The sequence below is a fragment of the Cryobacterium sp. Hb1 genome (genome assembly GCF_004403585.1).
Lineage (GTDB): Bacteria > Actinomycetota > Actinomycetes > Actinomycetales > Microbacteriaceae > Cryobacterium > Cryobacterium lyxosi.
Genome location: NZ_SOHI01000030.1, coordinates 12,710 through 25,199, shown reverse-complemented (window position 1 = coordinate 25,199; position 12,490 = coordinate 12,710). Strand labels below are relative to the sequence as shown.

Genomic DNA, 12,490 nt, shown 5'->3' with positions numbered 1-12,490 from the left:
TGGCGTGTCAGACGGGCTATTTGGAACCCACGAGTTCAGCCTTGCGGGCCACGATGGTGATCGTGTCGTTGTCGACCGACAAGAATCCATCCTCAGCCTGGGCCAGAACCTTGGAGCCGTCTGGCAGGGTGAGACGCACGTCACCCGCGGCCAGAATCGCCAGCATCGGTTCGTGACCGGCCAGGATGCCGATTTCGCCCTCGACCGTCTTGGCGACAACCATGGTCACCTCGCCGGCCCACACCTGCTGGTCGGCCGAAACGACGCTGACAGACAACGACTTCGCCATGCTTAGTCGTTCTCCTTCTGAATCTGAGCCCACTTCTCTTCGACGTCGTTGATGCCACCGACGTTGAAGAAAGCCTGCTCGGCCACGTGGTCGAAGTCACCGTTGGCAATTGCCGTGAACGACTCGATGGTGTCCTTGAGCGGAACCGTTGAGCCCTCGACACCGGTGAACTTCTTCGCCATGTACGTGTTCTGCGACAGGAACTGCTCGATGCGGCGGGCACGGGAAACCGTGACCTTATCTTCCTCCGACAGCTCGTCGACACCGAGGATCGCGATGATCTCCTGGAGTTCTTTGTTCTTCTGCAGGATGGCCTTGACGCGAACGGCCGTGTTGTAGTGATCGGCACCCAAATAGCGGGGGTCGAGGATACGACTGGTCGAGGTGAGCGGGTCAACGGCCGGGTACAGGCCCTTCGACGCGATCGCCCGAGACAGCTCGGTCGTAGCGTCCAGGTGAGCGAAGGTGGTCGCCGGTGCCGGATCGGTGTAGTCGTCGGCGGGAACGTAGATCGCCTGGAGGGAGGTGATCGAGTGACCGCGGGTCGACGTGATGCGCTCCTGCAGGATGCCCATCTCGTCGGCCAGGTTGGGCTGGTAGCCCACGGCCGAAGGCATACGGCCCAGTAGGGTCGACACCTCGGAACCAGCCTGGGTGAATCGGAAGATGTTGTCGATGAAGAGCAAGACGTCTTGCTTCTCCACGTCGCGGAAGTACTCAGCCATGGTGAGGGCGGAGAGGGCGACGCGCAGACGCGTTCCCGGCGGCTCGTCCATCTGGCCGAAGACTAGGGCGGTCTTGTCGAAGACGCCGGCTTCTTCCATTTCGGCGATAAGGTCGTTGCCCTCACGGGTACGCTCGCCGACTCCGGCGAACACCGATACTCCACCGTGGTCCTGCGCGACGCGCTGGATCATTTCCTGGATGAGGACGGTCTTGCCGACTCCGGCACCACCGAAGAGGCCGATCTTTCCACCGAGAACGTACGGCGTCAGAAGGTCGATGACCTTGATTCCGGTTTCGAACAGCTGAGTCTTGGACTCGAGCTGGTCGAAGGCCGGCGGCTTGCGGTGGATGGGCCAGCGCTCGGTGATTTCGATCTTCTCGCCGGGCGTGGCGTTGAGGACATCACCAATAACGTTGAAGACCTTGCCCTTGGTGACGTTTCCCACCGGAACCGTGATGGGGCTGCCGGTGTCGCGTACTTCCTGCCCGCGGACGAGACCGTCGGTCGGGTTGAGCGCGATAGCCCGAACGAGGTCGTCACCGAGGTGCAGAGCGACCTCGAGCGTGATCTCGTTCGACTCGTCACCGATGGTGATCGTGGTCTTCAGGGCGTTGTAGATGCCGGGGATCGAGTCATGCGGAAACTCGATGTCGACAACGGGGCCCGTGACGCGCGCGATGCGGCCAACCGAGCCGGCCGTGTCCTCCGCCCGGACTGGCGCGATTGCGGTGTCAGTCATTGCTCTCTCTTCTCTGCCCATGGGACATGTGAACTACTTCTTAGCGGATGAGAGCGCGTCGGCTCCACCCACGATCTCGGAAATCTGCTGGGTAATCTCGGACTGGCGCGCATTGTTCGACAGGCGTGTGTAGTCCGTAATCAGCTTGTCGGCATTATCGCTGGCCGACTTCATCGCCTTCTGACGACTCGCGTGCTCCGACGCCGCCGACTGCAACATGGCGTTGAACAGACGACTCTCGATGTACACCGGGAGGAGGCTGTCTAGAACGGTTTCAACGTCGGGTTCGAACTCGTAAAGCGGAAGGACCTTGTTGTCGCCGGGCTCTTCCACTCCCTCGACGACCTCGAGGGGAAGCAGTCGAACGACTTCGGGCACCTGGGTGACCATGCTGACGAAACGGTTGTACACGATGTGGATCTCGTCGACGCCACCATCGGAATAGTCCGTCAGGAACGTTTCCAGAAGGGCCTCGCCGATTTCCTTGGCCGTTTCGAACTGCGGCTGGTCGGTTCCGCCAGTCCAAATTCGCTCCGAGGCGCGGTTTCGAAAGTTGAAATACGCGATGGCCTTTCGGCCCACCAGGAAATAGACAATCTCTTTACCCTGGCCGCGGAGCAGTTCACTCAACGACTCCGCTTCCCGCAGTACCTGCGAGCTGAAGGCACCGGCCAAGCCGCGGTCGGACGCAAAAATGACGACCGCTGCGCGCTCGATCTTCTCGGGCTCCGTTGTGAGTACGTGCTCGACGTTCGAGTACGTGGCCACCGCTGAAACGGCACGCGTTACCGCGCGCGAGTACGGGGTTGACGCAGCTACTCGCGCCTGCGCTTTCTGGATGCGCGAGGCGGAGATCAGCTCCATGGCCCGAGTGATCTTCTTGGTCGTCTGGGCAGACTTGATCTTCTGCCGGTAGACCCGAAGTTGCGCTCCCATGTGTCTGCTTCCTTGTCTTTCAGTTTGTCGTCGTCAGTGTTACAGCATCATCAGTGTGACTGCCTCGTCGAAATCGACGAAATTAGCGGCGGTGCTTGACGATCTTTTCCTGGTTGACGTCTTCAACGGCAATAGCCTCAAACTTTTCCTTGCCCACCGAGGCGAGCGGCTTGCCCTCACCGGTCTGGAATTCTAGTTTGAACTTGTCAACGCCGGCGGTGAGGGCGGTAACGGTCTCATCGGAGAGAACGTTGGTCTCGCGCAGGGTCTTCAGGATGTCGGTGCTGCGTCCGAGGAAGTCGAGCAGCTCGCGCTCGAAGCGCAACACGTCGGCAACGGGGACCTCATCGAGCTTGCCGTTGATGCCGGCCCAGATAGAGACGACCTGGTCCTCGACGGGGTACGGCGAGTACTGCGGCTGACGCAACAGTTCGGTCAGGCGGGCTCCGCGGGCGAGCTGACGACGGCTGGCCGCGTCGAGGTCGGAGGCGAACATTGCGAACGCCTCGAGTGAACGGTACTGGGCCAGCTCAAGCTTGAGCGTGCCCGAAACCTTCTTGATCGACTTGACCTGCGCGTCGCCACCGACTCGGGAGACGGAGATACCAACGTCAACAGCGGGACGCTGGTTGGCGTTGAACAGGTCGGACTGCAGGAAGATCTGACCGTCGGTAATCGAAATCACGTTGGTCGGAATGTAAGCCGCAACGTCGTTGGCTTTGGTTTCAATGATCGGAAGACCGGTCATCGATCCGGCACCGAGCTCGTCGGAGAGCTTGGCACAACGCTCGAGCAGGCGAGAGTGCAGGTAGAACACGTCACCGGGGTACGCCTCGCGTCCCGGCGGGCGACGCAGCAGGAGCGATACGGCGCGGTATGCTTCGGCCTGCTTGGACAGGTCATCGAAGACGATGAGAACGTGCTTGCCCGCATACATCCAGTGCTGGCCGATAGCCGAGCCGGTGTACGGGGCGAGGTACTTGAAGCCGGCCGGGTCAGACGCGGGAGCGGCGACGATGGTGGTGTACTCCATCGCTCCGGCATCCTCGAGCGCACCCTTCACCGAAGCGATGGTGGAACCCTTCTGGCCGATGGCGACATAGATGCAACGAACCTGCTTATTCGTGTCGCCGGACTCCCAGTTGGCTTTCTGGTTGATGATGGTGTCGATCGCGATCGCGGTCTTGCCGGTCTGGCGGTCACCGATGATCAGCTGACGCTGGCCGCGGCCGATCGGGATCATGGCGTCGATGGCCTTGATACCGGTCTGCATCGGCTCGTGAACCGACTTGCGGCTCATGACGCCGGGGGCCTGCAGTTCGAGGGCGCGACGGCCTTCAGCTGCAATGTCGCCGAGTCCGTCAATAGGCGCGCCGAGCGGGTCCACAACGCGGCCGAGGTAGCCGTCGCCGACGGGAACGGAGAGTACCTCGCCGGTGCGGTGCACTTCCATGCCCTCAACGATGCCACCGAACTCGCCGAGCACGACGACGCCGATTTCATCCTCGTCGAGGTTCTGGGCCAGGCCCAGAGTGCCATCGGCGAACTTGATGAGCTCGTTCGCCATCACGCCGGGCAAGCCCTCAACGTGCGCGATGCCGTCGCCGGCCGTGGTGACGTAGCCAACCTCGGTCGTTGATGTTTTGTTGGGCTCGTAGGACTTGACGAAGTCCTGGAGAGCACCACGGATCTCATCGGGGCTGATCGTTAGTTCTGCCATCATCTTCCCTTTTCTGTACGGCTGTACAGGTTCTGTCTGTTCGAGGGCGCTGCCGCCCTGAGTCATCTGGTACTGCTGGGTTTATGGTGTCACGGAAGTGACTCAGCGAGCGAGCTGGAGTCTCAAATCCGCCAAGCGGGTTGCAATGCTGCCGTCGATGACCAAATCACCGATTTGTACGCGCACTCCCCCGACCAGTTCCGGGTCAACGACCTGGTTGGTGGTGAGTGCCCGTCCGTGACGCAGCTGGAGGTTCTTCTGCAAGCGGGCGAGCTGGTCGGCTGTGAGAACACTGGCCGACGTGATCGTGGCGATCGACGTACCAGACTCGTCCGCGACGACGGCTGCTGCCTGTCTCAGCAGTTCACCGATGCGACGGCCGCGAGGCTGCTGCACCAGGTGACGAACAATGGCGAGCGTCTGACCGGAGACTTTGCCGGCCAGAAGTTTTTCAACCAGGGCCGCTTTGGCGTCAATCTTGCCCAGCTTGCTGGCCAGGGCCAGCTCGAGCTCAGCGTCGGAGGACACCGTCTTACCGAAGGCGAATAGTTCCCCTTCAATCGACGTTCCGGCGGCTGACGCTCCACCGTCCGAAACAGACAGTGCCAGTGCCCGCAGGCCCAGTTCTTCGATCCCGGCGAGCAAGTCGTCGTGGTTGGACCATCGTTCGGACACAGCGGCGGCAAGCAGGTCCAGCGCCCGAGGTGTCACGCTTGCGCCGAAAACGGCGCGCACGAGGGTGACCTTGGCCGCAGCATCCGCTGACGCATCACCGAGCGCTGACAGTAGCTGGGACGACGAACCGATTACACGACCGGCACCGAACAGGCTTTCGCCCGTCGCCAGATCAGTCGTGCCGCCGGGAACGGACAGTGCCGCCCTCGACGTTGCGAGTGCTTCTCTGGTGGCGCTTCCCATGTGCTAGATCTTTCCAACTGTAGGAGCTGTTGCCTGAGACGGTACTTCGCTGGCTTCGAGTTCGGCCAGAAAACGGTCGACGATGGCACTGGCCTTAGCGTCGTCGGACAGGCTTTCGCCGATGACACCCGAGGCGAGGTCAATGGCAAGGGTGCCGACCTCGCTGCGAAGGGACACGACGGCGGCCTGACGTTCGGCTTCGATCTGCGTCTTGGCACTGGCCGCGATGCGACCGGCTTCGGCAGCTGCCTGATCCTTGTGCTCAGCGACAATGCGCTGGCCGTCGGTACGGGCCTGGTCACGAATAGCACCGGCTTCGGCGCGAGCGTCAGCAAGCTGAGCCGTGTACTGCACGAGTGCAGCTTCGGCCTTGCGCTGGGCGTCGTCTGCCTTGGCGATGTTGCCCTCGATGGCTTCAGCACGATCATCGAGAAGCTTTTGCATTTTGGGCAACACAAGCTTCCAGAAGAAAAAGAAAATCACGACAAAGCAAACCGCCGACCAAATAATGTCGTACCACTCTGGGATGAGCGGGTTCTTAGCGACTTCTTCCGTCGCGGCTGCAATTACTGCGTGAAGCATTATGCCTCCTTACTCAGCAGTGAAGAGGACTAGTTCGTGAAGATGAAGTAGGTGGCGATGCCGATGAAGGCGAGCGCCTCGGTGAAGGCGATACCGATGTACATCAGCACCTGCAGGCGGCCGGCCAGTTCAGGCTGGCGAGCGACACCCTCGATGGTCTTGCCAACGACGATACCGATACCAATTGCCGGGCCGATGGCTGCGAGGCCATAACCGACGGTCGCGATGTTTCCGTTGATTTCCGCGAGAACGGTTGTTGCGTCCACGTATGTTTCCTTCCGTGATGGTGAATGCGGCGAGTGCCGGATTCCTAAAGTGTCTAGTGTTCCTCAGCCAGCGCGAGCTGGATGTAGACGGCGGTGAGTAGGGCGAAAATGTAAGCCTGGAGGAGCGCAATCAGCACTTCGAAGAGCGTGAACGCGAAACCGAAGATGAGAGTGCCAGCGCCGAAGAGCTTGAACCCGCCGTCGGCAGTGAAGAAGAAAAACTGGGTAGCGCTGAAGAACAGCACAAGCAGCAGGTGCCCGACGATCATGTTCATCATCAGTCGGAGCGTGAGGGTGAATGGCCGCACCAGGAACGTCGAGATGAATTCGATCGGCGTCACGATGATGTAGAGCCCCACCGGCACTCCGGGCGGGAAGAGCGAGTTACGGAAGAACTTCGCGGGGTTTTTCTTGACGCCGGCGTAGATGAACGTGGCGTAGGCGATAAGCCCCAGAAGCAGCGGGACCCCGATCACCGACGTGCCGGCGATGTTGAGGAATGGAATGATTCCCGTGAGGTTCATGAATAACACCATGAAGAAGATTGTGGTCAGAAGCGGCAGAAAACGTTTGCCGTCTTTCTTGCCCAGCAGGTCTTCGGCGATGTTCAGACGAACGAAGTCGAGACCCATTTCGGCCAGGCTCTGGCCGCGGGTCGGGATGACCTTCATGCGACGAGTGCCAAGCCAGAAGACCAACATCAACACCGCGACCGCGAGGAAGCGAATCAGGATGATGCGGTTGATCTCGAACGGAGTATCGGCAAAAAATATTACGTCGGGGAAGAACTCATTGATGGAGGGACCGTGGAATTCACCGTCGCCGGTGGCAGACGGGACCATCAGGTTTACGGCGATTTCTAGCAGCGCTTTCTCCTGTTTCGGGGCGGTGAGCTCTGCTCGCGCAACGACGAATGTGGGCAGGTCTACGACGCTAGAGAGCATGCGTAAACCGGTGTGGGATTGACATTATTCTAGCAAAGATCAGGCGCGGAGCCGAATCGAGAGCAGGATCCGTGGGTGAATGGGTCGAAGGGCTAGTCGTCGACCGGGGCGGGGGGCAGTACAACGTCGCCGACGTAGGGCATCCGGCTCTTCAACACCACGACAGCGTCGACGACGAGGGAACCCACGACGCCGGCGATAATGCAGAAGAACAGCACCATCGGTTGAATCCACCCGCGATCCTGCAACACCACGAGCAACACCAGGAACACCACAAACTTGAGCAACCAGCCTCCCATGATGATGCCGAAAAAGGCACCAATGGCTGATTCGTTTCCAGCGACGCGGTTGGCCAGCAGAATGCTGCCGGCCGTGACGCCCATGAAGACAACTGACATGAGCGTTCCGATCAGGGCGCTGATCACACCCGTGCCGCCATCGATGACATAGCCGACGACCGAACCCACCACGGCGATGGCGAGGGCGACATATCCACCGTAGATCAGGATCCGGCGCAGCACGGGGATCGAGGTGGGTTGGGTAGCGACGGGTGGGGTGGCGCTGGTCATACGTTCTCCTCGGCAGGCGCCGCCGCGGAGGCGGTCGCTCGTGTCGTTGTTGGGACTGGTAGTGCTGTCGCGGGCGCAGCGGCCTCGTCAAGCGGGTCGAATTGGTGCAGTACTGCTATCTGCGCCGGTGCTGACTGACTGACCCATTCACCGGTCTTGCGGCGGCCGAGCGGGGCGAGCGTGACGATGGTGCAGATCAGCAGCGACGTAATCAGGAAGATGGTCGCGTACCAGGTCGGTAGACCGAAATACACGGGAAGAATGTAATAGAGCAGGCATCCGATAGACGCTGCTGCTGTCCACCCGTAGAAGATCAATACGGCGTGCAGGTGGGAGTGTCCCATATCGAGCAGGCGGTGGTGCAGGTGTTTTCGGTCGGCGCTGAAGGGCGATTTGCCGGCCCGCACCCGCCGGAACACGGCGAGTGCGAAGTCGAGCAGCGGAATGATCATGATCGCCACCGGCAACAGAATGGGGATGAATGCCGGGAAGAGTTCTGAGCGGTTGATGGCGGTGGGGTCGATCTGGCCGGTGATGGCGATCGCGCTCGTGGCCATGAGCAGCCCGACCAGGAGTGCGCCGGCATCGCCCATGAACATTTTGGCCGGATGCCAGTTCAATGGCAGGAACCCCACACAGGCACCCACCAGGATGGCGGCGATGAGGGACGCAAGATTGAAGTAGTTGGTCGGTGACGTATCCCGCACGAGAAGGTAACTGTAGAGAAAGAAGACACCGTTGGCGATCAGGGCCACGCCGGTGACGAGACCGTCGAGGCCGTCGATGAAGTTGATCATGTTCATGACGACGACGATGGCGACGATCGTGACCACAATCGATATCCAGCCGCTCCAGACCGTCAGTCCACCGATCGGCAGGGAATAGATCTGTACGCCTTGCCAGGCGACGAGTCCGGCGGCAATGAATTGCCCAGCGAGCTTCGTCATCCAGTCGAGATCCCAGATATCGTCGGCAACGCCGACGAGAACGATCAGAAGGGCGGCGCCGAGGATGGCCAGGATCTGCTGCGGATCGGCGAAAAGCATACGCAGCGGGGCAAAGTGAGCCGAGATGAGATAGGCGACACCGAAAGCCACGAGAATTCCGAGGAACATGGCGATGCCGCCAAGGCGCGGAGTGGGACGGGTGTGTACGTCGCGTTCGCGAATTTTCGGGTACAGGTGGTACTTGTGGCTGAGCTTGTAAACCACGATCGACAGCACAAAAGTCACGATCGCTGAAACGAGCGCGAGGAGAAGAAAAAGGGTCATGGGCTACCGGCTGGCCTCCGTTCCGTCGTGCGCGTCTTCCGTGCTGTCATTCTGGGACGGGGCAACGATGGATGGCGCAGCATCCGTTTCAGTCACTTCCGCCGGTGTACCGGGAATAGGCGGAACGGCCGCGAGCACGTCTCCCACGACGGCCGCGATCGCCTCGCGGGAAATGACGCCGCTGCGCACGATGTGCAGAAAACCACCGTTGACCTCGAAACCGGCGGCATCCACTATCGTCGACGCCCCGTCACTGGTCTGACTGAACACACTTTCATAGGTGCTGCCGGCGGTTCCACCGTCGAGGTACACGTCGACGCTCTCGCCGAGCGCGGCTGCGGCGGACTGTGCATCAACGGTGGCAGCCATGCCGCTGAGGTTTGCACTGGATACGGCCAGCGGACCGGTCTGCGCGAGCAGGTCGAGCGCGACTTGGTTACTTGGCATGCGAAGCGCCACGGTGCCGCGGGTTTCGCCGAGATCCCAGACCAGCGACGGCTGGGCATTGACGATGACGGTGAGTCCGCCGGGCCAGAACGCCGCGACCAGGTCACGTACCGGCTGCGGCACGTCCACGGCGAGGGCGTCGAGGGCGGCGAGGCCGGGGATGAGCACCGGCGGCGGCGACTGCCGGCTTCGGCCCTTCGCGTCGAGGAGCAGCTGAACCGCTTCGGGGTTGAATGCGTCAGCAGCAACGCCGTAGACCGTGTCGGTAGGGATGACGACGAGCGCCCCGCGTCCGATAGCCGTGCGAGCCAGCGCGATGTGCGCCTGGTAGTTTTCGCTCGTGTTTGTGTCGCTCGCGTGCGAGTCACTCGTGCAATCGTATATGCGTGTCATTTCCGGCAATCCTAACCCAGTGTGGTTGTGAAGAACGGGTGCGCAGACCATACATCTCAACGGCGCATGGCGCGTATTGTTTAGGGTCGAAGTGCTGTCGTGGCCCGGTCTCGGCTGGTGTAGTCGCGGTGGGTGGCCGCGGCGCGCCAACCATCGATCGCCAGCAACTCCCTAATCGCTGCACCCTGCAGCTCGCCGTGCTCGATCACGAGCACCCCACCGGGGCGCAGAAGCCGAAGACCTGTTGCCGACACGCTGCGGACCACGTCAAGGCCGTCTGGGCCGCCGAACAGGGCGTGGGCGGGGTCGAACAGGCGCACCTCGGGGTCGCGGGGAATCGCGTCGGCTGGAATGTACGGCGGATTGGAGATGACGACGGCAACCGTACCGTCGAGTTCCGCGAACGCGTCCGCTAGATCACCGAAGATGAGGATGGCGTTTTCGGCGGCCACTTCTTCGAAATTTCGAGTGGTCCAGGGAAAGGCCTCCGGCGAGTTCTCAATCGCGAAAATGCGTGCGTGGGGCACCTCGGTGGCCAGGGCCAACGCGATCGCGCCGCTCCCGGTGCCGAGGTCGATGCCGATCGGCTGCGGGTCGGGCATGGATCGAAGAGCATCGATGGCGAATTGAGCGACCTGTTCGGTTTCGGGCCGTGGCACGAAGACGCCGGGTCCCACGTTCAACGACAGCGACCGGAACGGGGCCCGCCCCGTGATGTGCTGCAGTGGTTCGCGCGTACTGCGACGGACCAGCAGGGTCTCAATGGTGGCGGCATCCACCGGGCTGATCGGTCGATTCAGGATGCTGCCAGCCTGAACTTCGCCGCGGCTCTGGCCGAGCACGTGACCGATCAGTAGATCGGCGTCAACCTCGGCGTCGGTGACCCCGGCCGCGGCAAGCAGGCTGATCGCTCGGTTTCGCAGGGAAGTCACGGTGGCTGGCAGGGCAGAATCTGAAGAAGGCACGTAGTGAAATGTAACGCACCAATAGGATTTCGGTCGAGAGACCTAGGCTGGACCTGGCCCTCACACCGAATTTCACCGAATGAAAACCGAATGAAAGTTGCCCTCGTGCCCAAGATCTACTCCGACATCACCGAAGCCGTTGGCCGGACTCCCCTCGTCAAACTGAACCGTTTGACCGCCGGCCTCGGTGCAACAGTGCTTGCGAAGCTCGAGTTTTACAACCCGTCCAGCAGCGTGAAGGACCGCATCGGCGTTGCAATCATCAACGCGGCGGAGAAGGACGGTTCGCTCAAGCCGGGTGGGACCATCGTTGAAGCGACCAGTGGCAACACGGGCATCGCTCTCGCCATGGTCGGCGCGGCCCGCGGTTACACCGTCATTCTGGCCATGCCCGAAACGATGAGCAAGGAACGCCGTGTCATGATGCGGGCGTACGGCGCCGAGATCGTACTGACCTCCGGTGCCGATGGCATGCGCGGAGCAGTCGAAAAGGCCGCCGAGATCGTCGCAAACACGCCGGGCGCCGTACTGGCCAGCCAGTTTACGAACCCGGCCAACCCGGCCATTCACCGAGCAACCACCGGGGTTGAGATCTGGGACGACACCGAGGGCACAGTCGACATTCTCGTCGCTGGCATCGGTACCGGCGGGACCCTCTCGGGCACTGGCGGCTACCTCAAGGAGCGGAAGCCGGGTCTCAAGGTCGTCGGTGTCGAACCGATCGACTCCCCCATCCTCACGGGCGGCAAGCCTGGCCCGCACAAGATTCAGGGCCTCGGCGCCAACTTCGTGCCGGAAACCCTCAACCGCAGCATCTACGATTCGATCACCGACGTGACCCTGGCCGACTCGCTCTCCACGGCCCGCATTCTTGGCACAGACGAGGGCATCCTCGGCGGAATCTCCGGCGGCGCCGCCGTCTGGGCAGCGCTCGAGCAGGCTAAGTTGCCCGAGAATGCCGGCAAGACCATCGTCGTCATCATTCCCGGCTTTGGCGAGCGGTACATCTCGACCGTGCTCTACGAAGACCTGCTGGACTAAGCGGACGTCGTCTGCCCCTCAATGAATCCTTTCCTGCGCCTGCGCGAAGACATCCAGGCAGCGCGCACCCACGACCCCGCCGCGCGCAGCAACACCGAGGTATTCCTTGCCTACAGCGGGTTGCACGCGGTCTGGTCGTATCGGGTTGCGAACCGCTTGTGGCGTGCCGGGTTGCATCTTCCCGCCCGTTTACTGTCCCAGGTGAGCCGGTTTCTGACCGGGATTGAGATTCACCCCGGCGCGACGATCGGGCGCCGACTGTTCATCGACCACGGTATGGGAGTCGTGATCGGGGAGACGGCGGTGCTCGGCGATGACGTGATGCTGTACCACGCGGTGACGCTGGGCGGCAAGAGCCGTCACGGGCATGCGCGGGGGGTGCGGCGGCATCCGTTTCTCGATGACGGCGTCACTGTAGGGGCCGGCGCCAAGGTGCTCGGCCCGATCACCATCGGGGCCTGGAGCACGATCGGGTCTAACGCCGTCGTGACCAAGGATTCTCCGCCGCGGTCGCTCTTAGTGGGCGTACCGGCGACGATTCGCCCGCAAACGCCAGCAACGGTCGAGTCAGCCCGCGGAGGCAACCTCGAGCCCGAGTACTACCTCTAGTCCCCGCAGTACACCGGGCCCAGGCTCAAAACGTCGGTCCAGTTTGCAGACTGGGCCGATGTTTTGGGCCTGGG

Annotated in this window: 14 protein-coding genes; 2 read left to right on the top strand and 12 right to left on the bottom strand. The window is 61.8% G+C overall.

Translation table 11 applies throughout. The annotated features are described in order from the left end of the window. Positions 1–16: 16 nt before the first annotated feature. The 12 genes from E3T38_RS13060 to prmC all read right to left on the bottom strand — a co-directional run bounded on the left by E3T38_RS13060 (position 17) and on the right by prmC (position 10,766). Positions 17–289: a F0F1 ATP synthase subunit epsilon gene (locus E3T38_RS13060; protein ID WP_104126471.1), complete on the bottom strand. Its 273-nt coding sequence runs from the start codon at positions 287–289 to the stop codon at positions 17–19. 2 nt (positions 290–291) lie between these two features. After that, positions 292–1,755, bottom strand: coding sequence for a F0F1 ATP synthase subunit beta (gene atpD, locus E3T38_RS13055; protein ID WP_134548590.1), 1,464 nt, complete (start codon positions 1,753–1,755; stop codon positions 292–294). A 33-nt stretch (positions 1,756–1,788) separates the two neighbouring features. Further along, positions 1,789–2,691 (bottom strand): F0F1 ATP synthase subunit gamma, encoded by a 903-nt coding sequence (locus E3T38_RS13050; RefSeq protein ID WP_104200098.1) that lies wholly within the window; start codon positions 2,689–2,691, stop codon positions 1,789–1,791. Between the two features lie 82 nt (positions 2,692–2,773). Further along, entirely contained in the window at positions 2,774–4,411 is a 1,638-nt protein-coding gene (gene atpA / locus E3T38_RS13045) for a F0F1 ATP synthase subunit alpha (protein ID WP_134548723.1), read from the bottom strand. A 102-nt stretch (positions 4,412–4,513) separates the two neighbouring features. Then, positions 4,514–5,329: a F0F1 ATP synthase subunit delta gene (locus E3T38_RS13040; RefSeq protein ID WP_134548589.1), complete on the bottom strand. Its 816-nt coding sequence runs from the start codon at positions 5,327–5,329 to the stop codon at positions 4,514–4,516. Positions 5,330–5,332: 3 nt separating this feature from the next. Further along, positions 5,333–5,911 carry a F0F1 ATP synthase subunit B gene (locus E3T38_RS13035; RefSeq protein WP_134548588.1) on the bottom strand — a complete coding sequence of 193 codons (579 nt, stop codon included), beginning with the start codon at positions 5,909–5,911 and terminating at the stop codon, positions 5,333–5,335. A 29-nt stretch (positions 5,912–5,940) separates the two neighbouring features. After that, positions 5,941–6,177 carry an ATP synthase F0 subunit C gene (gene atpE / locus E3T38_RS13030; RefSeq protein WP_104126466.1) on the bottom strand — a complete coding sequence of 79 codons (237 nt, stop codon included), beginning with the start codon at positions 6,175–6,177 and terminating at the stop codon, positions 5,941–5,943. A gap of 53 nt (positions 6,178–6,230) precedes the next feature. Beyond that, complete coding sequence (gene atpB / locus E3T38_RS13025; protein ID WP_241984485.1) at positions 6,231–7,019, bottom strand: F0F1 ATP synthase subunit A; 789 nt, start codon at positions 7,017–7,019, stop codon at positions 6,231–6,233. A gap of 194 nt (positions 7,020–7,213) precedes the next feature. Continuing rightward, positions 7,214–7,690 carry a hypothetical protein gene (locus E3T38_RS13020; protein ID WP_134548586.1) on the bottom strand — a complete coding sequence of 159 codons (477 nt, stop codon included), beginning with the start codon at positions 7,688–7,690 and terminating at the stop codon, positions 7,214–7,216. After that, positions 7,687–8,961 carry an MraY family glycosyltransferase gene (locus E3T38_RS13015; protein ID WP_134548585.1) on the bottom strand — a complete coding sequence of 425 codons (1,275 nt, stop codon included), beginning with the start codon at positions 8,959–8,961 and terminating at the stop codon, positions 7,687–7,689. The genes E3T38_RS13020 and E3T38_RS13015 overlap by 4 nt, the downstream gene beginning before the upstream one ends. A gap of 3 nt (positions 8,962–8,964) precedes the next feature. After that, the gene (locus tag E3T38_RS13010; RefSeq protein ID WP_134548584.1) at positions 8,965–9,801 is read right to left on the bottom strand and encodes an L-threonylcarbamoyladenylate synthase; all 837 of its coding nucleotides are present in this window, start codon (positions 9,799–9,801) and stop codon (positions 8,965–8,967) included. A gap of 80 nt (positions 9,802–9,881) precedes the next feature. Beyond that, positions 9,882–10,766: a peptide chain release factor N(5)-glutamine methyltransferase gene (prmC, locus tag E3T38_RS13005; RefSeq protein ID WP_166805519.1), complete on the bottom strand. Its 885-nt coding sequence runs from the start codon at positions 10,764–10,766 to the stop codon at positions 9,882–9,884. Positions 10,767–10,856: 90 nt separating this feature from the next. On the opposite strand from prmC, the gene cysK reads away from it, so the two are divergent. Together cysK and epsC are read left to right on the top strand one after the other, a co-directional pair. Beyond that, the gene (gene cysK / locus E3T38_RS13000; RefSeq protein ID WP_194088095.1) at positions 10,857–11,807 is read left to right on the top strand and encodes a cysteine synthase A; all 951 of its coding nucleotides are present in this window, start codon (positions 10,857–10,859) and stop codon (positions 11,805–11,807) included. Positions 11,808–11,828: 21 nt separating this feature from the next. Continuing rightward, positions 11,829–12,416 (top strand): serine O-acetyltransferase EpsC, encoded by a 588-nt coding sequence (gene epsC / locus E3T38_RS12995; protein ID WP_134548583.1) that lies wholly within the window; start codon positions 11,829–11,831, stop codon positions 12,414–12,416. Positions 12,417–12,490: the final 74 nt, after the last annotated feature.

Coding starts and splice junctions, on each gene's coding strand:
- E3T38_RS13060 (WP_104126471.1), bottom strand. CDS start 289: ATGGCGAAGTCGTTGTCTGTCAGCGTCGTTTCGGCCGACCAGCAGGTG.
- atpD (WP_134548590.1), bottom strand. CDS start 1,755: ATGACTGACACCGCAATCGCGCCAGTCCGGGCGGAGGACACGGCCGGC.
- E3T38_RS13050 (WP_104200098.1), bottom strand. CDS start 2,691: ATGGGAGCGCAACTTCGGGTCTACCGGCAGAAGATCAAGTCTGCCCAG.
- atpA (WP_134548723.1), bottom strand. CDS start 4,411: ATGGCAGAACTAACGATCAGCCCCGATGAGATCCGTGGTGCTCTCCAG.
- E3T38_RS13040 (WP_134548589.1), bottom strand. CDS start 5,329: ATGGGAAGCGCCACCAGAGAAGCACTCGCAACGTCGAGGGCGGCACTG.
- E3T38_RS13035 (WP_134548588.1), bottom strand. CDS start 5,911: ATGCTTCACGCAGTAATTGCAGCCGCGACGGAAGAAGTCGCTAAGAAC.
- atpB (WP_241984485.1), bottom strand. CDS start 7,019: ATGGTCCCGTCTGCCACCGGCGACGGTGAATTCCACGGTCCCTCCATC.
- E3T38_RS13020 (WP_134548586.1), bottom strand. CDS start 7,690: ATGACCAGCGCCACCCCACCCGTCGCTACCCAACCCACCTCGATCCCC.
- E3T38_RS13015 (WP_134548585.1), bottom strand. CDS start 8,961: ATGACCCTTTTTCTTCTCCTCGCGCTCGTTTCAGCGATCGTGACTTTT.
- E3T38_RS13010 (WP_134548584.1), bottom strand. CDS start 9,801: ATGACACGCATATACGATTGCACGAGTGACTCGCACGCGAGCGACACA.
- cysK (WP_194088095.1), top strand. CDS start 10,857: ATGAAAGTTGCCCTCGTGCCCAAGATCTACTCCGACATCACCGAAGCC.
- epsC (WP_134548583.1), top strand. CDS start 11,829: ATGAATCCTTTCCTGCGCCTGCGCGAAGACATCCAGGCAGCGCGCACC.